The organism is Roseovarius sp. AK1035, from assembly GCF_003288315.1.
GTDB lineage: Bacteria > Pseudomonadota > Alphaproteobacteria > Rhodobacterales > Rhodobacteraceae > Roseovarius > Roseovarius mucosus_A.
Genome location: NZ_CP030099.1, coordinates 1,616,334 through 1,638,016, shown reverse-complemented (window position 1 = coordinate 1,638,016; position 21,683 = coordinate 1,616,334). Strand labels below are relative to the sequence as shown.

Genomic DNA, 21,683 nt, shown 5'->3' with positions numbered 1-21,683 from the left:
CCCCTCCTCATGGCATCTGGCCCATACAGGTCAGCGCCGTCGCGGGCGAGAGGCCCACCGTCAGGAACACATCATCAATCCCCGCAGCGCGGCAGAAATCGGCAACTCCGATTCTCTGCTCGCCGTCAAAGTTCACCTGCAAATCGCCACCCTTCATCTGCCCCTGCGCATTCAGGCAGATCGGGTTATTGGTCAGCGCGGGCTGGCGGCAGACATGCTGCGTCGCGATCATCCGACGGCGGCTGGCAAGTTCGCAGAAATACACCCGGCAAAGCTGGCCGATCAGCGCCCGGTGCTCTGCCTCGGACTGCACCACCGCGCGCACATCATCCACCAGTTTGCCCGCCCGGGCCGCATAGTCATCGGTCTCGACGCGGGCCAGCTCCTCTGTCAGTTCCACGCCCCGTTCCACGATCTTTGGCAACAGGTTGACGTTGTCGCTGGTCATGAAGAGCCCTTCTTTCCAGCGGTTGAACTCGTCGAGGATGGCCGTCGCCCGCAGGATGCTTTCGCGGTAATTCTCGTAAATCGGCGTCATCTTGGCATCGCGCTCTGTCTCGTAGGCGCTGTGGTAGGCGGTGTATTCCGCGTTCACCGCGGCTGCGCCGTCCTTGAGACCCTGGATCGACGCGCCTGCCATAGCGAGCACGCCCTCTGCACGCTCGCGCTTGCGTTGGAACATGGCCGTGATGGGGCTTTCAACGCCGGTGAAATAGGTCTGGACGACAGCGTCGGTGGCTTCGTCGACAAAAACGTTCAGCTCGGTTGCGGTGATATTGGTGATCAGCCCACATTCCGCGTCGAACCCGGGGGCAAGGACACCGGAATAACACGAAGCCATTTCGCCCAACCGCGTGTCGAGCGTATTCGGCACGCCCAGATCCTCGGCATAGTCAAAGAGGGCAAAGTCCCACCGGATGGCGTTCAGCTCTGCCTGGCTCTGCATCCTCGCGGCGCAGAAATTGTCCCGCGCGGTCAGGTCAGCATTGCCAGAGCCGCGAAAAGTCTCGAGGTGGCGTTCTGCAGTCGCGCAGTGCCCCAGCCCGGTCAGGAACCCCGCCAGTTGCTGATGTACCACCGGAAGCCCCTGCACCTGCGCCCGGTTGAGGAGTTTCAAGACACGGTCCAGCTGTTCGGCCGAGCGGGCGGGCTGATGGAACTGGCAGACGCCTTTTTCAAACGCCTCGATCCGCACATCGTCAAACGCAGGGCCCTCGCAATTCGGCGCCCGGATGACGGCGCGTTCGATCACGTAACCTTCGATAGAATTGCGCGCCGTATCGCGTGCCTCTGCACCTGGGGCCGCGATCAAAACGGCCAGCGCCGTCAGAGAGACAAATCGGCTCATGGCGTGCTCGCAAATAGGAAGAGAAGGGTGAAAACCGCGCCTTCAAACGGGCAATCGGATGGGTTCACGGCCAGCTTGTAGGTTCCGTAAACCGGCGCGCCGAGGAATGGCAGAATCGCGTCCTGATCGTTGGGCGGCCCGGGCATGCGGGGGAATTTCCGCGCCGCAAAGCGGTTGAACTGCCAATAGCTCAGTACCCGGTTCAGATCGGCCTCGTTTGCGGCCATATTGTAGAAGGTGTGCTGCCCACCCCTGCTCGGCCCGATGATCCGTTCCGGCACCGTCACTGGCGATCCTTCGGCCAGCGGCCGGAACACCGTGCCGGACCCAAGATGGCTCAGCGTGTAGGTATTCCACTGGGCCCCAGTGCAGGTGTACTGCGCCCCGATCAGCACATCGATCAGCGTCATCGTTTTGCGCTCGCGAAACTTTTCGTCCCAGATGACAAAGAACCCGGCCTCGCGCATCGCGTCGTCACTGCCCGCGAAGGGCGAGATTTCAAAGGTCACTTCCTCGTCGAGCGCCAGTTTCTTGATGAAGCCCGATTGCGACGGCACCACCACGCGCGCCACCTCGATTGGAATTTCGGTTTCGTCAAAAAACCTCTGCCCCTCGATTTCCGAGACCAGCGCCGTCAATTGCGCCGCATCCTTGACGTAGGTCAGCGGATAATCCTCGCGCCGGCCGGTGATGCCCAACACCAGGGAATACCGTTGCCGCATCAGGTGCAGCAGCCGGTTCGCCGTGGTCAGGCTGGTGCGCTTGGCCGAAATATAATCCGGGATCCCGCGCAAAAGCTCGCTTAGTGTTTCTTGGCTCGCGATGAAAAGCTGCCGCCGCTCGTCCGGGTCGTCGATCTCACTGGCAAGGTTGACCATCTCCTCGCGCTGCGCGGCCACCTGCACCAGCATATCCGCCTGCACCTGCTCGATCTGCGTCTTGAGCTCTGCCCGCTGGCCCACCAGCTCGATGGAACCTTCAAGTGCGTTCACCAATTGCTCGGTATTGCCCTCTTCGCCACGAATGCGCGCCTCGACAAAGGCCAGTTCCGAGTTGGAAATCGCCAACTGCTGATCGGCCTGTCTTTGCCGCAGCTCGTCAATCACGGTGGTCACTTGCTGGCTTTCCTCGGCCAACCCTTCGACCGTTGCGCGGGTCATCTCGATCCGCTCGATCCGTCCCTGAGCAGCGCCCACCAGCGCGCCAAGCTGCGCGTTATCCTCGGTCAGCTGCGCCTCGTTCAGCGCCAGCTTTTCAAGCTCAAGCTGCAGGATGGCGATCTCGTTGAAATACCGCTCGATGAGCCCTTCTTGCTGCAACCGATCAAAATCCAGAAGCGCGTTTTCCTCTGCCTGCAACTCCATCGTCGCCAACATCCGGGTGTGCTGCGCCTTGAGCCTTGCGACCTGTTCATCAATGCCAAGCTGCGCGTTGTCGCAATCCACCGCAGCCATCGATCCCTGCAGCTCAAGCTCTTTAATCGCCTGCAGCCCCTCGGCCCGTTTCCCGGCCAACTGGAAATGCGCCCGATGAAGCGCCAGCGCCTTGACCGCTTTCTCGAAATCAATCCGCTCATTGGCCTCGCGGATATTGGCCAGCTGCGTGGCAAAGGCACGGACCTGACTTTCGGTCTGGATGTTGATCTTGCCGAATGCCAGCGCGGTATTGAGCGCCACGCGCGCGGCTTCCATCACCGCATAGGCGGGCTTGTCCACCTTGATCGTGGTGTAGACGCCGCTCGCCATACCGGCAGCGGCAACCGTGGTTTCCGGCACCCCGGCCAGTGCCGCATAGGCGCCTTGCACGACGGCCAAACCAGTCTGCAGACCCAAAATTGTGTTCTGAAAATCACTCGCCCAGCCCGTCACGAAATCAAGCTGCTCATTCACCTTGTCGCGCTGCTGTTCCAGCCCGACCCGCTGCTTCTCCAACAGCGCCTTTTCCGCGTCATAGATGCCCTTGGCAAAATCCACCTCGGTTTGCGAAAAGCCGTTGCAAGAGACGGCGCCCAGTTCATCCTCAAGGCTCAGCCCGCTGTCGATCAGGGTCGAGGCTTCGGCCATCGGCTCAAGCTCGGCCAGTTCCACAGGGTCGCCGATCACACATTTCAGTATGAAGGCTCGGCCAAAGATTCTTGCATCGTTCAGCTTGGCGCGCAGTCCCGGCTCGCTGTCAGTGCCGCACATCGTGTCTTGGTATTCCACACGAGTGAAAGACGGGCTGACCACGTCGCAGGGTTCCTCGCCCGGCAGAGCGGGGGCAAAAGGCGTGTCCAGCGTCTCGCCGATAAGGGCAAGCTGGTTTTCAACGCCGCAAATGTCCTCTCGGATCACATTCCGCCGCAGCGCGTGCACGTCCACCTGTGTTACGTCGATCCGGTCGATCCGCTGCTTTGCGCCCTCGATGGAACTCTGAGCATCGACAATCCGCGTTTCCAGAATCGCCCGCTGCCGCACCAGCGTTTCCAACTGCGTCCGATTGCGCGCCAGTTGCCGGTCATATTCCCCTATCTGGCTTTCCAGCGACGATACCTGCAGATCAAGGTTCATCCGCGTCATCTCGAAACTCAGCAGCCAACGCAGTTCCGCTCGCCGCTCGATCTCTGCTTCCTTGGTAATCGCAATAAGGTCGAGCGCCTGGCGTTCCTGCAATTGCTGGCGGCGGTTCTCGAATTCCGCGATCTTGGTGGACAGCGCGATCTCGAGGTTTCTGATCTGTTGCCGTCGGCTGAAGGTGTCTAGCTCTGCGTCCAGCGCGCTTATCTCTTGCTGCACTTCGCCGGTCAGGATCTGCGCCTCTGTTTCCAGTTTGCCGATCTGATGCGCGAGAAGATTGATCTTTTGCCCCCGCACCACGCGGCGCTCATCAATGGCGCGTGTCGCCTGCCCCTCGGACGCCGCCGACCATTCGCGCACAATGGCCTCCATCCGCGCCTCGACCGCCTCCAGATCGCGTTTTGTCCGGTCGAGTGCCTGTTGCAGCTCCTCAAAAGGGATCGTGGTGAACGCCACCGGATCGATATTGAGAAAGATCATCCCCCGTCTCAGGCTCTCCATTCTTGCCTGCAACTCGCCTTCGAGGATCGTGAGATCGGCGCGCAGATCATCATAGGTCTGTTCTGCCGGGATGTCGGTCTTGGTCTCGATCAGGGTCCAGAGCGCGAACTCATATTGCGTGTGCGCTTTGTGCAGGTTTGGCTGATCTTCCAGCGCGGCACCCGGGATCACCTCTAACGCCTCGCTGACGGCAAAACCCAACGATTTGACGCGCGCCTCACTCATTGTCTGATACCAGGTGTCGCCCACAGTCATGCGCAGCCTGATCTTGACGCTGCTCAGCCCCACAAGCTGCCGCGTATAGGTGCGAAACGCGTTATCTGCCTCGGCGCTTCCTTGTTGCCGGGCAAGCAGTTTCAGCCCCCGTTCGGCCACCGCAATCCCGTCTTCTGCATGTTGTTGCGCGCTCTGCGGCGACAGCAGCGTGCTGTCGCGGCTCAGAACACCTGCGGTGGAGAGAAATGGCAGGTCAGAGGCCAGAAAGAGCCGGTAGCGCGCCAGTTGCAGATGGCAGTCAAAGCCACAGACCTGCGCCAGCCGCCCGCCTGGATCGGACCCGCAGCTATCAAGATAGGATTCCAACTCTGGCGCTACGTCCGACATGTATTTCAGGTCGCCCCGGAACGTGGCGATCTGGAGCAACGTGACCAGCTCGGCGGCGTGCAACTGCGCCTCCTCCGCCGACACGTCGAGGCATTGCTGCGCCTCTGCCACCCGCCCCGGCAGGGCGGCGGCAAGAGCCAGCACAAGGATCAAGGAAAAGTGCCGGATCATTGCAATTCCTCCAGCAAATTGGCGCTGATCTGGCCGACATGACGGGCCAGTTCGGCCATCAATTCTGTCTCAAGACTTGGGGAGGTGCCCGCCTCTACCAGCGCCCATGCGCGCGCGAGGCAGGCGACGTAGGGTCCTTCGATTTCGCTCGACAGGACAAAGGAGTCGCGGTTCATATCCAGCCCGTCATAGACCGACCCAAGCCCCCGGCATTCCGCCAGCCCGTCATCTGGCAGCAGTTCGGCCAGCGCCGCCAGCTCTGTCAGCACCCCGTCCATGAGTGCCACCATCGCAACCATCTGACCCTGTGCCGCTTGGTATTCCGACATCTCACCCGGCTGGTTCAACGCGGAAAGATCCACTGCTTCCAGCTCTGCAATGGTCTTTTCAGCCTTCAGCTGGTCGTTCTGCACCAAACGGATATTCGCTGCCGCATTGCCGAAAACGCGCTCCAATTCGAGGATCTCCGCTGTCAGGATCTCTACGTCCATCGCGGTGACGAGGCTTTGGAATTCTTCCGCTGCCGCGTTGAGCAGTGTCAGGCTGTCCTCTACCTTTGCCCGCGCCTCCAGCGCGATCCGCTCTCTTACCCGGACCTCGATCAGCCGCACGGTTTCGGCCCGCCCCCGCACCGGCTCGAACGCGCAGACCAGATCGGAGAGTGCCGATCCCCCCAGCCGCTCCGCGGCCGCTGCTTTCAACGGTTGCAGCGCGGCCCAGCCCTCAGCCGGTGTAATCTCCACGCTCGTCTCAAGCGCGCTGTCCTCAAGCGCCGCCATGCGCGTAAGCCTTGTGCATTTCTCCGTCAGGTCCGGCGCTGCAAAGTAAAGCCGCGCGGTGATCAGATAGGCCTCGAGCGCCGCAGCCTTTTGCCTCGCGGCCAGCGCCGCGACCATCTCTGACGGGTCTTCCTGATCCTCGGCGTAGTAACCCACACGCGTCAGGTAAAGCTCTGCCCAGGCCAGCCGCCGCATCAGCGGCCCGGCCTCTTCTTCTGTTAGGGGGATGACCGGAAAGGCCAGTCTGGCCCCTTGGCCATCCGTGCCGGGGGCGGTCTCTCCCACCACTTCGCCGATGATTGGCACGCCGAAATCAACTGCCGGCTCGCGCACCGGCTCAGGTACAGCTGCCACACTTTCGAACATCTCGAACGCTGCAAGGTCAGGCGCTTCGCTACCCAACGTTGCCCGCCAGAATCCGTCGAGCTTGCTGATGCCATAGGCACGGTCCAGCACCGCGTTCTGCGCCTCTGCTGGCCCCGACAGGCATATCACGAGCGTAATCCACAAGAGCTGTCTCATCGGCAGTACCACACGCGTTCCGCGGCATTAGGCAGCGCGCAATTGCCATTCGCATCCCCCAGCGACCGCCAATCCAGCCGAATATCCGACAGCGCCTCGCGCGCCGCATTGGCCGGGCTGTCCGCGCCCAAAACGCCCTCAAGCTGCAGGAATGGCCGTGCCGGATCGGTCGGCATCAGCACGCCGATCATGTTGATATGAAACGCCGATTCCTTTAGGAATCCCTGCGCCTTGCGGACCGTCTCGGTCCTGACCTCGGCGTAATCTGCAGGCCCGAAACCCCCAAGCGCCACCCGAAAGGCATCCTCACGATTTTCCACGCGGCGCAGCCTTGCGCGGCCATCGGCCAGGAGCTGATCCAGTACCACGCTATCGACGCGCAGCGCCGCACCTTCGCCCGACACACCGCCGAACACCTCATCGAAAAGGCCGCGCACACTGCCCAGCACCCGGCCCGCCGCCTCGATCTCGATCCGGCGCAGCGCGATCCCTGTCTCAAGATCCGAGGCTTGAGAGACGAAGGTCCGCAGCGCGATGTTGAGCGTTCCCATCACATCGGCCACCGCATCGGGCGGCGTCAGGAAAATAGCTCTCGCAAACTGCGTCGCCTCTGCCGCTGCGATGGCCTGCACCCTTGCCCGGGTCAGCGCGCTTTCCGGACAGCCGCCCACCTGGTCTAGCTCGCCAAGCATCTGCGTTGCCTGATAGATCTGGCGCATCTGCGCCAAGGTCCCGAAACTTGCGCTTTGCCGGAACTCTGTGTCCACCGTACCGAGGTAATCGCGCAGCCATTCACGCCCTTTCACGACGGCCCGACATTGGAGCCCCGTCGCCCTTGCCCGCACGTGATTGCCAAAATACGCGGCACCAAGCGCGAATTTCTGGTCCAGCGTCGGGGCCACATCCTCGGCAAAGAGCGTTGCGATGATAGTGTCGTATTCTCCGCAGGCCAGCACCCGTTCGAGGCAGAGTTGATCCTGCTGGAGATCACATGCGGTGATCGTCGGCCCGCAAAAAGACTGCGCCGCCACCCGCTCTGGCCCCATTGTGGTCAGCATCATCGCGGGAAGCACCAACATCGCGCAAACGGCCCTTCTGGCCGTCAGTCTCTGCATCATTTTTTGTGACATCGACCCCGTGCCCGCATCCGGCATGGGACTGCAAAATTCACACTGTCAAAGTAAGAGGTTCATTGTGAAAGCGCAGTTTCCCAAAAAAACCGGAAGTCATCAAAAAAATCGTATCAACCTAGGATAGTATTTGACCTCGATTCGCACAAGCTAAAGAAGTGTTCTATGTGGGCGCGCTCTACTCTGAGATGATTCGCACCAAACGCGAGCTGTACCCGTGGACCGAGCGCGTGACGCCAAAACGAGATAATCACGGTTATCTTTCAGACGCTTAAATCCGTCGCGTTGCCCCTAATCTGTTCCGCGTCAGTTTGTGTGTCGCGACTATTCTGAAACTGGAAAGTTCAGGAGGGATCGTCGTGAACCGAAAGAGGCCCTGTTCACCCGGAAACGATGTTTCGCTTAAGCGCGTGAAGCGACGGCATACCGAGGTGGATTGTATCCGGCACTCTGGCACCCAGAGGCATCTAGCCAGACTGTCGTGTTGAGACCCAGCGTAGAATGCCCCACTGAAAAGGTGCAGTGCCTGATCATGCTGACGCTGTTGGATGTGGGGCAGCGCAGGTTGTCTGAAGCTACCCTTCACTTTGCACAACCGAAGACAGGATGCACATGTATCCGAGGTTCTATACCTTTGCTTGTGGGCCGAAAACCCCGAGTTGGTTGACCGTATCGGCGATATCCCGTTCTGAGGGCGGGCACCCTCAGGTCCGGCAGGAAACCCGCTGGGGCGTAGCGGAACGACGAAAACTGCGAACGGACCTGTTGTGATCATCAGCCACCACGGGATCTGAGCAAGGCAACAAGCGACACAATTACAAGCGTCATGCCCAGCAACTGGCTCAGCACAAGGCGTTCACCCAGGAAGACAATGCCGCCAAAGACGCCGAAGATGGGTGTTGTCGTCAGGAACATGCCCGCCAGCCCCGGTGCAATCCCTTTCAGTCCTACAATGTAAAGCCAGAAGGCGAGGGCGTACTGGATCAGGCCCGACAGGATGGCGAGGCCCAACGCGGGCAAAGTCACCGACGCTGGAAGCGACTGCCAACCCGCAAACAAGGCAAATGCGCTTAGGATTACGACCAACCCAAGGCCAGCGGTTTGCTGCAACGCAGTCAGAAGGACCGCAGGCATCGTCACGGCAAGCTTGCTGGACGCCAGAACATAGGCAGCCGCAAGCGCTGTGCCGAAGAGGACCAAGCCATCGCCCAAAACCGACCCGCCCCCAAGACCTGCAGGATCGGTCAGGGATACAAGTGTCACGCCGATGACTGCGGTGACGATCGCCACGATCGCCCTGAGGGTTGGCCGGGTCCGGAACAAAAGCCATGCGCCGAGAAAAATGAACACGGGCTCGAGGGCTGCGATGACCGAGGCATTGCCCGCCGTGGTCAGGGCAAGGCCCGGAACACCGACGGCATAGGCTAATCCGGGTTCAAGAACGCCCGTGGAGCCGGCCCGCACCATCGGTCGAAAGGCCAAAAGAGACGTGGAAGAAAGAAGAACAGCAGTCCAAAGCGCGGCAACACTGGCCACCAATTGTATGACCAGCAAGATGAAGGGATCGAAAGCATCAAGCGCCCCTTTGGTCATGACGGTCGCGCCCCCCCAGCACGCCGCTGAGCAGAGCATCGCCGCCACGGCAACCGAGCGTGACGGGACAGGATGGCTTATGGCGTCGGTCATGCGCGTGACAGCGCAACGGCCTGAATTTCGACAGGGCAATCATCCTGCCCGCAGACCCCTTCGTCACAGAAGCGGCAAATGTGATCCGCACTTTGGCGGCTTTTCGTCAAGGCGGCGAGGATACGGGAAAGTGCGACCTCCAGCGTTGCCCGTTCCATGGGCGTAAGTCCCTCGGTCAACGGAATCAGTATCTCGCTCTGCGCCTTTCGCAGATCCGCATAAAGCCTAAGACCTTCAATGGTCAGCGAAACCGCAACTTCGCGCCGGTCCTGCCCATCGCCGCGCCGTCCCAGTCCCTTGTCCGCCAAGCCATCAATCAGCCTTACTGTCGCCGAATGGCTAAGCCCGATAATCCGCGCAAGTTCCGACAGAGTAAGTGCGGAATGCTGGCCCAAGGTCAGAATCGCACCTGTGGTTGATGGTTTTAGATCCGCATGCCGTGCCATCGACATCGCCTGAGCATCCGAGATGGCCGTGGCTGCTGCGTTGAGCAGGTTTGCTAGTCTGTCCATGGTGAGTCTCTGCTTTATATGTATGCATCATGCATATATAATCAAACAGAGGTGTGTCAAGCGACCTGCATGGCTTACGGGTGCCATCGGTCTTGCCTGCCCCCTTGCACCCTTCGCGACATCACTTGGGCGATGAGGTAAAATCGACAGCGCCATTTTATGCTTGCCTTAAATACATTTATGTCCATACATAAAAGCAAGAGTCAGATCCTTCATGAAAGACTTAGCTGTAAATTCCAGCAGCCTGGGCGTGGGCGCATACTCTTGATCCAAAGGTAACCTTCGAAGGGGCCAAAGAGCTTGCCTTCGATCCGAACAGGGAAATCTCCAATGAAAAATCTTGTGACAACTCTGGCAACATCCGCGGCGCTGTTCATTGGGCAAGGGGCGCAAGCAGATAATTTTGTCGTTGGCACCAAGAACTTCACCGAACAATTCATTCTTGGTGAAATCTATGCCGCTGCGCTGGAAAGCATTGATATTCCAGTTGAGCGCAAGATCAATCTTGGGGGTACGCTGATTGCCCATGCGGCGCTCACGGGTGGGGATATCGACATGTATCCCGAGTACACCGGCACGGCCCTGTCTGCGGTTGTCAAAGGCGAGATGTCTTCTGACGCACAGGTCGTGTATGATACGGTGAAAAGCTACTATGATACAGAATTGGATCTAAAGTGGCTGGAGCCTGCCCATATCAACAACGGCTATGCCATGTTGGTGCGCCGGGAAACCGCTGAGAAATACAACCTCAAAACACTGTCCGACCTAGGCGTTGCAGCGCCAGAGCTGTCCATTGGCGGAGGGCCGGAATTTCCTGACCGTGCTGACGGGCTCGTCGGTCTGCGCAACGTCTATGGGGCCGAGTTTCGTGAATTCCGCATGTTTGCAAAACTTGGGCTGCGGTACGATGCCTTGGCTGCGGGTCAGATTGACGTGAACAACGGGTTTGCGACTGATTGGCAGATTGCGGCTGAAGACTATGTCGTAATGGAAGACGACAAAGGGCTTTTCCCCCCGTATTTCGTGGCACCCGTCGTTCGCAAAGACGCGCTTGAAGAGTTTCCGGGGGCCGAGGAGATGCTGAATCGCGTCTCTGATCAGCTGGACAATGACATCATGCGGACCCTGAACAAGCGGGTAGAGGTCGGGCGTGAAGAAGCGCGCGATGTGGCACAGGATTTCCTGAAATCCGTTGGCATTATTGACTAAGGAACGTGCAAGGCAGGTATGATCCTGCCTTGCGTTTCTAACTGATCGGACCCTTTTCATGATAATCAATATCGACTCTCGGGGAGTGTCGGCGCGCACGATTTTCAAGATCGCTCATGACTTCACACCGGTAAGTATTTCCCCCGATACCGCCAAAACAATCGCAGCAAGCTATTCATGCTTGCAAGAGCATGCGGCCAGTGGCCAAGCGATTTACGGCGTAAGTACAGGTCTTGGCGCGGCCGTGGATACGGTCATGAAGGTGCGCACGGGCGATGACCAACATTTGATTCCAAGGGCGCGGGCCGTTGGGGTGGGTCGTATCGCCACCGAGGTCGAAACCCGCGCCATGATCGCCACGCGGTTGTCGCGTGTCTGCGTTGGTCATTCTGGAATGTCCTACGCTGTGGCCGCTGCATTGGCAGGGATGCTCAATCACCGCATTGTGCCCCGCGTTCCGATGCTTGGATCTGTCGGAGAGGCAGATTTGGCCCCGATGGCCCATATCGCAGAAGTTCTGACCGGTAGAGGCACTGTTATCCGCGCTGATGGTAGCCTGACAGACGGGCGTACCGCTTTTCTTGAGGCCGGACTAGAGCTGCCAAAATTTGGTGTCAAAGACGGGCTTGCGCTGGTGTCATCGAATTCAGCCGCCCTTGGGCTTGCCGCGCTTGCCATCGCGGATGTTCAGCGCGTCTTTGCCGCGCAAGTGGCCGCGGTGGCATTAAGCTACGAAGGGTTTCGCGCCAGTATCGCGCCACTCGCACCCGCCGCGACGGCGCTGCGACCAGCCCCGTATCAGGGCACAATTGCCGAAAGCTTGCTGTCTTTACTCGAAGGCGGCAATCTGATGCAGCCCAAAGCACAGCGGCGGCTGCAAGACCCTTTATCGTTGCGTTGTGTCAGTTCGGTTTTCGGTGCGGTGCAATCCACAATTTGCCACGCCCGCGACGCCGTTGCCTTGGAACTGGCGACCAGCGACGACAATCCTGCGGTCAATACGGCGCTTGATCTCGTGTTGCCCAACGGGAATTTTGATCCGACCCATGTGGCCCTTTCCTTTGATACAATGGCACTGGCCCTAGCGCGTCTTGCCGCGATGACGGGCGAGCGGATCATGAAGATGATGTCCGCCGAAATGTCTGATTTACCGCGGTTTATGGCACCTGACGTGGGCGGTTCCAACGGTTTCGCAACAGTGCAGAAAACCGTTTCCGCGCTGGTCGCAACGATTGGGCAACAGGCGATGCCGATGCCATTTGCCGCGATCCCCGTTGCGGATCGGGTTGAGGATTACGCATCTTTGTTGATGCCCGGCGTTGAGAAATTCTCGGCCATCGTGGAGAACCTGCGCTATCTTGTCGGAATCGAATTGATGGTTGCGGCGCAAGCGGTTGATTTGCGAACAGGCATAACTTTGGGGCAAGGCACGGCAGCGATCCAGCAAGCAGTAAGGGCGCTTGTTGCGCCATTGACCCAAGACCGTGCAGCCAGTCCTGATATTGTCGCTCTGGCCGAGGCGATCCAGCAACAAAGGTTAGGCCCGATCCTCACTGAACTAGAGGAACAGCTTTCGTGAATTGGTGGCCCTACAACCTCGACCGGATCGGAACCGCTTTATTAGAGCATTTGTACCTTTTGATTGTGCCAATCACGATCGCCTTTGTGATTTCCTTGGCCGTTGGTATCTACAGCGCCAAAAAACCTAGGCTTTACAGCTTCATCATGATCGTGACGGGGATTCTCTTTGCGATCCCCAGTCTGGCCCTATTTGCGCTTTTCATTCCCATTTTCGGCATTGGCACAATTCCTGCGATCATTGGGCTGGCGGCCTATTCGCTGATGATCATGATCCGAAACATCGCGACAGGCTTCCAGAATTTGCCGCCCGAAGTTATCGATGCCGCACATGGCATGGGCTACGGGCGTTGGCGGCGGATTTATGAGATCGAGTTGCCTCTTGCACTACCATTCATCATCGCCGGGCTTCGGATTGCGTCAGTCACCGTGATCGGGATTGCCACCATCGCGGCATATATTAATGCCGGTGGGCTAGGCACGATTATCTTCGAAGGCCTCGATCAACGCTATCCCGAGAAGATTCTTGTCGGTGGGGCGCTCACCTCGGCATTGGCCTTGTCAGTAGATTTCTCCCTTTCGACCATTGAACGGAAGCTGCGCAAAACAACCGGAGGGGCCATGTAATGAACCTGCTTGACGCATTCACATGGTTCCTTGCTCATAAATCCACCTTTATGATCGCGCTGAACCAGCATTTATGGATGTCTGCTGTAGCCATGTCTATCGGGGCGGCGATAGCCATTCCGTTGGGGTTCTTGGTGGCACATTCACGGCGCGCATCTTTCGTTGCGATCAATATCGTGGGCGCCATTCGGTCGATCCCTAGTCTTGCGATCCTGTCAGCAGCGTTGCCGCTTTTGGGGATTGGCTTTCTTCCTTCGGTCGTTGCACTCATCGTGCTTGCGGTGCCTCCGATGTTGTTGAACACGGTTGTGGGCGTGGCCGAGGTTGACCTAACAGTCACCGATGCCGCAACCGGCATGGGCATGAGCCGTTTGCAGATTGCGCTGCATATCGAGTTGCCATTGGCCTTGGGGCCGATCATCTCGGGCGTCAAAATCGCCTCTATTCAGGTTATTGGCGGTGCAGCATTGGCCTCATTTGTCGGAGGCGGTGGTCTGGGCGATTTCATCAGCACCGGTATCGCGATCATGGATATGCCACGGTTGCTGGTCGGCGCTGTTCCTATCGCTCTCCTGGCGATTGCCGCTGAGGTTGGGTTTAGCTTTTTAGAACGCCGCGTGTCGTACCGAAACGTCAACCTTTCAGGAGAGCCGTGATGATCGAGCTTAGGAACGTCACCAAGACCTATAACAGTGGCGGCCGTCCCGCTGTTGACGACGTCAGTCTGCAAATCGAAACCGGCACCACGGTGGCACTGATCGGGCCGTCGGGCTGCGGCAAGACCACGACCATGCGGATGATCAACTGTCTTCAAGTGCCAACATCAGGGCAAATTCTGGTCAATGGGCAGGACGTGACCAAGGTTGATCCGCAAGTCTTGCGGCGCTCTATTGGTTACGTGATCCAACAGGTCGGTCTGTTCCCGCATATGACGATCTCAGAGAACGTGGCGACGGTGCCACGCCTATTGAAACATGATCCAGCCAAGATCCGGAAGCGGGTGAATGAGATGTTGGAACTTGTCGGGCTGGACCCTGACGAAATGGGACCGCGGTTGCCAAACGCGCTGTCAGGTGGTCAACGTCAGCGGGTCGGGTTTGCCCGTGCGCTGGCTGCGGACCCCGAGGTGATGCTTATGGATGAACCTTTTGGCGCTATTGATCCGATCACCCGCAGCAAGGTTCAGACAGAATTCAAGGAAATTCTGAAAAAGACAAACAAGACAGTGGTGATGGTCACCCATGATCTGGACGAGGCGCTTAAGATGGGCGACCGCGTTGCGATTATGCGGGATGGCAAATTGCTGCAATATGATGCGCCGATTGATATTCTGGCGCGTCCCAACAGTCTTTTTGTGGCGGATTTCCTTGGTACGGATCGTGCGCTGAAACAGCTGAACCTGATTTCAGTGCGTGACAGGATGACCCCTGCGACAAGCACCGATTTTCCAACCATCGCCCCAAGTGCCAGCTTGCATTTTGCGCTGTCAGAAATCCTCGCCCAAAAGGTCGAGGGCCTGATTGTCCGTGAAGATGGGGGCCCTGTTCTTGGCTTTATCAACCGTGCTGCGGTGCTGGGCCCAGTGGCTCTTGCCTCTTAGTGCCGTTACAACTTCTCTCTTTCCGAAAGGCTTCAACATGACCGAGATCTGGGTCGACTATCTTAACGCACTGGACATTGCAGAACTTGCCCTGACCGACGATGAAATCCTGGCGGCGGTTGAATCCGCGCTGATTGCACAAGGCAACAAACAGACTGTCATCGAACCGCGTGTGCATCTGGTTCCTGAAAGTTCGGACAAAGGGCATTTCAATGTCCTGCGCGGCTATGTGAAATCGCTCGGGGTGGCGGGCGTCAAAGTGGTCGGCGACTTTGTTGACAATTACAAAGTGGGTTTGCCGTCGGAACTGGCGATTTTGAATCTGTTCAGTCCCGAAACCGGTGTGCCCCTTGCTATTATTGACGCCACGGCGATCACCGACATGCGGACCGGGGCTGTGACAGCGCTTGGGGCCAAACATCTGGCGCGCAAGGACAGCAAGATTCTGGGCCATGTGGGATCGCGTGGCACATCCTATTGGAACGTGCGTTTGTTGAACCATCTGTATGATTTCGATGAAATCCGCATCCACTCCCGTCGGCCAGAAAGCCGCAATGCGTTTGGCGAAAGACTGGAAAAGGATCTGGGTAAAAAGATCATCGTCACCGACAACTGGCAGGATTGTCTTGAAGGCGCGGATATCCTGATCGAGGCGACACGGCTACCAGAGCCTACACCCATGTTCAAAACCGAATGGATCAAAAAAGGTGCCTTGGTGATCCCATACGGCACTATGAGTGCGGTTGAATTTGATCTGACCGATATCATGGACAAGATGTTGGTGGATGACTGGGGTCAATGTGGTCCGGGGCGTCCCTACGGTTCATTGCGCGCCCATGTGGATGCTGGAAAACTGTCCGAGGAAACCCTGCACGCAGAATTGGGCGAGGTCGCCGCAGGACTGAAACCGGGCCGTGAAAACGACGACGAAACGATCTTGTTCTGGCATCGTGGTCTTAGCAGCACTGACGTGGCACTTGGGGCGGCTTTGGTGGCCAAGGCTAAGGCCAATAACATCGGTCAGAAAATTCGGTTCCGCTAAACTTTGGCAGAGCGTCTTGGCGTAAAGAAAGGGCACCATTGGTGCCCTTTTTCTGTCTGGATCAGCAGGGCTCGTGATAGCCTGCGGCCATTGCCTCGGCGTGCCACTGGTCGGTAACGGCATAGTCTTTGCGGCTTGGGATCGCAAACCCGCTCAGGCACAGGTCTTTCAGGTAGGGGGCCAGTTGCGGTGAATCGGCGGCTTGGGCAAAGGCCTCGCCTAGCTTGGCAACGATTTCAGGGGCAATTTCTGGGGCGGCCACCAGCAGCGGTATGGGCGAGGCTGGCGTCTGGGCAATGACCCGAATACGGCGCGCGGTGTCCGGTTCATGGCGGGCCAGCAGGCTGTGAAAATAACTGTCGAGCGGGGCAACATCAGCGCGGCCCTCTAGAATGCTATTCAACGAAGCGCGGGGGGTGACAACCGGACCGATGCTTTCAGAATAAAGGCGTTCCTGCCCGTTCAGGTGATCCAGCAACAGTTTGCGCGGGGCGTTGAAACCCGAGTGCGAGCCACGATCTGTCCAGGCAATCCGCCCGCCAAACGTGTCTTGCAGGCGGTTATAAGGGGCTGCATCCGACACCACCAGATTGGTGCAATACTGCGGCCCTGTCAGCGGGTGCAGCGTTGCATGGTATTCAGGAATTGGGGCCGCGACGACCTGAAATGCGCGGGTGGCACGCTGAAAGGGCCAGCCGCACATGAACACGCAGGCCAGATCCGTGCGGGCCCACAGCAGATCAAGCGGGGCGGGTGCTGCGTAGTCGATCACATCCAATGGCACCCCAGCGATAGCGGCTGTGTGTTCAAACAAACTGCGCCAGTGACTGCTCAGGGCAGGATTCAGGTTATACATTCGCGAGCAGGCAATCATCTGGGGCTCTCTTGTTCACCTTCGGGCGGTTTCTGGGGTGCTTGGGGCTTAGTGCATCAAGTATTCAGAACATTTCTACATGCGTGCCGTCAGATCAAAGCGGGATTGGAACCAGCTTTGATTTGACGGACAAAGGCCTGCACCGCACTGCTGCGATGGCGCTGTGTGGATAGCACCATCGTCAAGGCGCGGTCTGGCTGGGGGGATGGTCGAATGGCGATCTCGGAGGATTGGCCTAGAAACCCCGCCGCAAGACGCGACATTAAAGCAACGCCCAGCCCGTCAGAGACAGCGCTCGCGATCGCCTCGTTGCTGGGCAGCACCAATGCGATGCGAATGTCCGACAGGGTCAGCCTGTAATGGCTCAGGAATTCCAGCAGCATGGCGCGGGTGCCAGAGCCTTCTTCGCGGATCACCCAAGGCAGGCTCATCAGCATGGCGCGGTCGATCTGCAGGCCAATCTCGCGGGAGCCGATGAGAACCATCTGGTCAGTTCCGACGTGCGTGGCCTCTAGCCCGTCCATAGTGACGGGGGATTCGATAAAGCCCAATTCGGCTTTGCCTGAGGTGATCCAGTCCATCACCCGATCCGAATTGGTGATTTCGACCGAGAGGTCAATGTCGGGATTGCTGGAATGGAAGCTCATCAATTGGCGAGGCAGCCAGTAATTTCCCACGGTCTGACTGGCGACCAGTTGGATTGAACCTCGGCGCAGGGTGCTGAGGTCTTCGAGAACCCGTTCGGCTTGTTGGCTGCGGTTCAGGATGTCTTTGGCCTCAGTCAGAAAGACAGCTCCGGCGGGGGTCAAGGCGATGCCGCGCCCCACCCGGTCGAAAAGTTGCACATCATGGCGTCGTTCCAGCGCGGAAATCGCAGCGCTGACAGCAGATTGCGACAAGCGCAGCACTTCGGCGGCGCGGGTCATGTTCAGCTCCGTGGCCACTGCGACAAAGATGCGAAGTTGTTCAAGTGTCATGCCAGCGGTTTACGGGAAGAGGGCAAGGGCCAGCAAGAGGCCAGCGCCTGAAACAAAACAGCAGGACACAGCCGCCAACACCAATGGGCGCGGACCACGGGCCAAAAGGGCGGGGAAGCGGGTTTGAAAGCCGATCGCCGCCAGCGATGTGGCAAGGATACAGGCGGTCAGCGTGGCAAAGTGGGCCCGCAGATCAGCGGGGATATCCAGAACAGAATTGACCCCCACCATGGCCATGAAACCCAACACGAACATGGGAAAGGGCGCGCGCTTGCTGGAGGCGTCTTGGTGGCCCTTGTTAAACAGCGCACCCACCAGCAGCAAGACCGGCACCAGCATCAGCACGCGTGCCAGCTTGACCATCGTTCCGACGGTTCCGGCATCCTCGTCGTGTTGAAACGCAGCGGCAACGGCTTGGGCGACCTCGTGGATCGTACCGCCCGTCCAGAAGCCGTGGACCATCGGGCCAAAGTTCAAATAGGCGCTGGTCATCGGCAAAAGCGTCATTGCGACAGAGCCGAACAAGGTGACCATTGCAACGCCGTAGGCCACGTCTTCGTCTTTGGCGGATATGGTGGATGCGGTTGCCAGCACCGCTGAGGCCCCGCAGATTGAAGTGCCCGACGCGATCAGCACGGTTAGGGATTTTTCAACACCTAAAAGGCGGCCCACCCAGACGGTAAACCCCATTGTCCCCATGACCAGCGCCACCAACGCCGCCAAGGGCAACAAGCCCAAGGCCAACATATCGCCGAGCGTGACCTGCAAGCCGAGCAGGATAATCCCAAAGCGCAGCAGGGGGCGAGACGCGATTTGCAAACCGGGCAGGCTTGCTTTGGGGGCGGGGATCGCATTGCCGATCACCATGGCGATCAGAATGGACAAGATCGGAAGCCCGATTGTCGTGGCCAGCCCAAGATGGTGCAGCAGGGCTGCAAGCCCCGTAATCCCCACGGCAATAACCACCCCAAACGCGTTGCGCGTGATGAAATGCCCAAACCCGAGGGCCTGTTGGCGGGGGGATATTGTGGTGATCATGGGATGCTCCGTTGGATATCAGGAGCGGGGTATCATGGCAAAAACCATTATAAAAACATATTAATTTTATGATTTTAATTTATAAAGCTGGTAGATTGATGGAAACCTGAGTTGAGACGCGATGCGTCGGCAAGCTCTTGATAACCGATTAGAAAACCTGTCGTTTTGGCGTGGTTTGTCGGCCCATGCCGCTTTTTCTGCTGCAAAACGACTTGGGGATCGACCGAACTGAGCAAGGTGGCTTAGTGCAGGCTGGCCGGATTTCACCGGTCAGATGATCACAAAACCTAGGCCCAGTCACGCGCTCGGACCCTGGATCAGTTAACTTGGCAATGTCAGATGTCTGGATTAACATCACTATGAGGAGAACAGGTGTCCGGCGGTAAGCGCAGCACACCTGTGAGACCACTTAGTCTTTATTTTGCAACCGGTTTTCACAGGCTGGGTCAATCCGTACCCGGGCGAGAAATCTGCGAAGGTGCAAATGAAATAGTCGCAAGGCATGAGAAGTACTCAGTTATGAAAGTCACTTACAAAGAGGTCAAAGCCGACATTCTCGGAAAGATTATAAAGGGCGATTGGGCACCTGGAAATTTGGTGCCAAACGAAGTCGATCTTGCCGAGACTTATGGCTGTGCGCGCGCGACAGTGAACAGGGCGATGCGCGAACTCTCTGACGAGGGGATCATCGAACGACGGCGCAAAGCCGGCACGCGCGTGCGCATGTCACCAATCCGGCAGGCCCGCTTTGACATACCGCTTGTGCGCGACGAGATTGAGGATAAGGGCGCGTCCTATCGGTATTCATTGTCCAGCCGCGTTGTCGAAGTGGCACCAGACTGGTTACGCGCGCGGCTCAAATTGCCGGAGGAAGGCAGAGTGCTGCATCTTGTGTGCATGCATTACGCTGACTGTATCCCTTATGAGCACGAAGACAGGTGGATCAATCTGACCGCTCTGCCAGCAGCGGAATTTGTCGATTTCTCAGAATGCGGCCCAAGCGAATGGTTGGTCGCAACGATCCCGTTCTCTGAAGCCGAAATCAACCTGTCAGCCGGATCGGCAGATCAGAGTTTGGCGGATTATCTGGCATGCTCGGTAGGAGATCCGGTGTTCAATATCGAACGCTCGACATGGTGGGAAAGCGACGCGGTCACCTATGTGCGTTTCTCATACCGCCCCGGCCATCGCCTGACGTCTCGCTACTAGGCTGGTCCTGCGCTGCCGCTGTGACGCGGCAGCGCAGGTGATCGTCAAAGAATGCCGGGCAGGTTCAGCCCATTCTCGCGGGCGCAGTCGAGCGCGTCTTCGTATCCCGCATCGGCGTGGCGCATAACGCCAGTCGCCGGATCGTTCCAAAGCACGCGCGCGATGCGGCGGTCTGCATCCTCGGTGCCATCACAGCAGATCACCATGCCGGAATGTTGCGAGAACCCCATGCCTACGCCACCACCATGATGCAAGGATACCCACGTTGCTCCTGAAGCGGTGTTCAAAAGAGCGTTGAGCAAAGGCCAATCCGACACAGCGTCCGAGCCGTCTTTCATCGCCTCGGTTTCGCGGTTGGGCGATGCCACCGAGCCTGAATCCAGATGGTCACGCCCGATGACGATGGGAGCGGAAAGCTCGCCGTTGCGCACCATCTCGTTAAAGGCCAGCCCCAGCTTGTGACGCACCCCCAGACCGACCCAGCAAATGCGGGCAGGCAGGCCCTGAAAGGCGATCCGTTCGCGGGCCATGTCCAGCCAGTTGTGCAGATGTTTGTCCTCGGACAGAATTTCCTTCACCTTGGCATCTGTTTTATAGATGTCTTCGGGATCGCCAGACAGTGCCGCCCAACGAAACGGGCCGACCCCGCGGCAAAACAGCGGGCGGATATAGGCGGGAACAAAGCCGGGGAAGTCGAACGCGTTGTCCAGACCTTCTTCCTGCGCCATCTGGCGGATGTTGTTGCCGTAATCGACAGTCGGGACACCTGATATATGAAAATCGCACATGGCTTTAACCTGTACTTTCATGCTGGCGCGCGCGGCCTTTTCAACTTCTTTCGGGGCGCTTTCACGCTTCTCTTTCCACTGCGCCATGGTCCAGCCTTGGGGCAAGTATCCGTTGATCGGGTCATGGGCGGATGTCTGGTCTGTGACGATGTCGGGTCGAATGCCGCGCTTCACCAACTCGGGAAACACATCCGCTGCATTGCCCAGTAGACCAACCGATTTTGCCTCGCCCGCAGCGGTCCAGCGCTGGATCATGGCCAGCGCTTCGTCCAAGGTTTCGGCCTTTTCGTCGACATATCTAGTGCGCAGCCGGAAATCGATACTGTCGGGGTTACATTCGACCGCAAGACAGCAGGCCCCCGCCATCACAGCCGCCAAAGGCTGGGCGCCGCCCATTCCGCCAAGACCACCAGTCAAGATCCATTTGCCTTTGAGAGAGCCGTTATAGTGCTGGCGGCCAGCCTCGACAAATGTCTCGTAGGTGCCCTGAACAATGCCTTGCGACCCGATGTAAATCCACGATCCCGCGGTCATCTGGCCGTACATCGCCAAACCCTTTTTATCCAACTCGTTGAAGTGGTCCCAAGTGGCCCAATGCGGCACAAGGTTGGAGTTGGCGATCAGCACCCGCGGCGCATCCTTGTGGGTTTGAAAGACGCCGACAGGTTTACCCGATTGTACCAGCAGGGTCTGGTCTTCTTCCAGCTCGCGCAGGGAGGCGACGATCATATCGTAGTCCTTCCACGTCCGCGCAGCACGGCCGATGCCACCGTAAACCACCAATTCATGCGGGTTTTCGGCGACGTCAGGGTGCAAGTTGTTCATCAGCATCCGCAAGGGGGCTTCCGTCAGCCAGCTTTTGGCCGTCAGTTTTGTGCCAGTTGCCGGGTATATGTCACGGGTGTTCTTGCGCGGATCGGTCATGATGTGCCTT

General features: G+C 58.4%; 17 protein-coding genes. 7 read left to right on the top strand and 10 right to left on the bottom strand.

Annotated features, from left to right (window positions below; genetic code table 11):
* Positions 1-7 precede the first annotated feature (7 nt).
* The 6 genes from RAK1035_RS07770 to RAK1035_RS07745 all read right to left on the bottom strand — a co-directional run bounded on the left by RAK1035_RS07770 (position 8) and on the right by RAK1035_RS07745 (position 9,807).
* Positions 8-1,348 carry a hypothetical protein gene (locus RAK1035_RS07770; protein WP_008283126.1) on the bottom strand — a complete coding sequence of 447 codons (1,341 nt, stop codon included), beginning with the start codon at positions 1,346-1,348 and terminating at the stop codon, positions 8-10.
* Positions 1,345-5,178 carry a hypothetical protein gene (locus RAK1035_RS07765; protein WP_008283125.1) on the bottom strand — a complete coding sequence of 1,278 codons (3,834 nt, stop codon included), beginning with the start codon at positions 5,176-5,178 and terminating at the stop codon, positions 1,345-1,347. Before RAK1035_RS07765 ends, RAK1035_RS07770 begins: the two co-directional genes overlap by 4 nt.
* Positions 5,175-6,479, bottom strand: a complete 1,305-nt coding sequence (locus RAK1035_RS07760; protein ID WP_008283124.1) for a hypothetical protein — start codon at positions 6,477-6,479, stop codon at positions 5,175-5,177. Before RAK1035_RS07760 ends, RAK1035_RS07765 begins: the two co-directional genes overlap by 4 nt.
* On the bottom strand, positions 6,476-7,558 hold the full coding sequence (locus RAK1035_RS07755; protein ID WP_112303071.1) for a hypothetical protein: 1,083 nt from the start codon (positions 7,556-7,558) through the stop codon (positions 6,476-6,478). The genes RAK1035_RS07760 and RAK1035_RS07755 overlap by 4 nt, the downstream gene beginning before the upstream one ends.
* Before the next feature lie 825 nt (positions 7,559-8,383).
* Positions 8,384-9,295, bottom strand: a complete 912-nt coding sequence (locus tag RAK1035_RS07750) for a DMT family transporter (protein ID WP_008283122.1) — start codon at positions 9,293-9,295, stop codon at positions 8,384-8,386.
* Positions 9,292-9,807 carry a MarR family winged helix-turn-helix transcriptional regulator gene (locus RAK1035_RS07745; RefSeq protein WP_008283121.1) on the bottom strand — a complete coding sequence of 172 codons (516 nt, stop codon included), beginning with the start codon at positions 9,805-9,807 and terminating at the stop codon, positions 9,292-9,294. Before RAK1035_RS07745 ends, RAK1035_RS07750 begins: the two co-directional genes overlap by 4 nt.
* A gap of 330 nt (positions 9,808-10,137) precedes the next feature.
* Between RAK1035_RS07745 and RAK1035_RS07740 the strand changes: the two genes are divergently transcribed.
* Genes RAK1035_RS07740 through RAK1035_RS07715 form a run of 6 tightly spaced genes read left to right on the top strand, consistent with a single transcriptional unit; the run spans position 10,138 to position 15,863 of the window.
* Positions 10,138-11,016 carry a glycine betaine ABC transporter substrate-binding protein gene (locus RAK1035_RS07740; RefSeq protein WP_008283120.1) on the top strand — a complete coding sequence of 293 codons (879 nt, stop codon included), beginning with the start codon at positions 10,138-10,140 and terminating at the stop codon, positions 11,014-11,016.
* A 58-nt stretch (positions 11,017-11,074) separates the two neighbouring features.
* The gene (locus tag RAK1035_RS07735) at positions 11,075-12,595 is read left to right on the top strand and encodes an HAL/PAL/TAL family ammonia-lyase (RefSeq protein WP_037298926.1); all 1,521 of its coding nucleotides are present in this window, start codon (positions 11,075-11,077) and stop codon (positions 12,593-12,595) included.
* Positions 12,592-13,221 carry an ABC transporter permease gene (locus RAK1035_RS07730; protein WP_037298923.1) on the top strand — a complete coding sequence of 210 codons (630 nt, stop codon included), beginning with the start codon at positions 12,592-12,594 and terminating at the stop codon, positions 13,219-13,221. Before RAK1035_RS07735 ends, RAK1035_RS07730 begins: the two co-directional genes overlap by 4 nt.
* Positions 13,221-13,877: an ABC transporter permease gene (locus RAK1035_RS07725; RefSeq protein WP_008283117.1), complete on the top strand. Its 657-nt coding sequence runs from the start codon at positions 13,221-13,223 to the stop codon at positions 13,875-13,877. Before RAK1035_RS07730 ends, RAK1035_RS07725 begins: the two co-directional genes overlap by 1 nt.
* Positions 13,877-14,821 (top strand): ABC transporter ATP-binding protein, encoded by a 945-nt coding sequence (locus RAK1035_RS07720; RefSeq protein WP_037298920.1) that lies wholly within the window; start codon positions 13,877-13,879, stop codon positions 14,819-14,821. The genes RAK1035_RS07725 and RAK1035_RS07720 overlap by 1 nt, the downstream gene beginning before the upstream one ends.
* Positions 14,822-14,858: 37 nt before the next feature.
* The gene (locus RAK1035_RS07715) at positions 14,859-15,863 is read left to right on the top strand and encodes an ornithine cyclodeaminase family protein (RefSeq protein WP_008283115.1); all 1,005 of its coding nucleotides are present in this window, start codon (positions 14,859-14,861) and stop codon (positions 15,861-15,863) included.
* A 61-nt stretch (positions 15,864-15,924) separates the two neighbouring features.
* On the opposite strand, the gene RAK1035_RS07710 is transcribed toward RAK1035_RS07715, so the two are convergent.
* From RAK1035_RS07710 to RAK1035_RS07700, 3 genes are all read right to left on the bottom strand, one after another.
* Entirely contained in the window at positions 15,925-16,737 is an 813-nt protein-coding gene (locus RAK1035_RS07710) for a phosphate/phosphite/phosphonate ABC transporter substrate-binding protein (protein WP_037298919.1), read from the bottom strand.
* A gap of 89 nt (positions 16,738-16,826) precedes the next feature.
* Entirely contained in the window at positions 16,827-17,714 is an 888-nt protein-coding gene (locus RAK1035_RS07705; protein ID WP_008283113.1) for a LysR family transcriptional regulator, read from the bottom strand.
* Between the two features lie 9 nt (positions 17,715-17,723).
* Entirely contained in the window at positions 17,724-18,752 is a 1,029-nt protein-coding gene (locus tag RAK1035_RS07700) for a YeiH family protein (RefSeq protein WP_008283112.1), read from the bottom strand.
* Between the two features lie 519 nt (positions 18,753-19,271).
* On the opposite strand from RAK1035_RS07700, the gene RAK1035_RS07695 reads away from it, so the two are divergent.
* Positions 19,272-19,961 (top strand): UTRA domain-containing protein, encoded by a 690-nt coding sequence (locus RAK1035_RS07695; RefSeq protein WP_008283111.1) that lies wholly within the window; start codon positions 19,272-19,274, stop codon positions 19,959-19,961.
* A 44-nt stretch (positions 19,962-20,005) separates the two neighbouring features.
* On the opposite strand, the gene hutU is transcribed toward RAK1035_RS07695, so the two are convergent.
* Positions 20,006-21,673 (bottom strand): urocanate hydratase, encoded by a 1,668-nt coding sequence (gene hutU, locus RAK1035_RS07690; RefSeq protein WP_008283110.1) that lies wholly within the window; start codon positions 21,671-21,673, stop codon positions 20,006-20,008.
* Positions 21,674-21,683 lie beyond the last annotated feature (10 nt).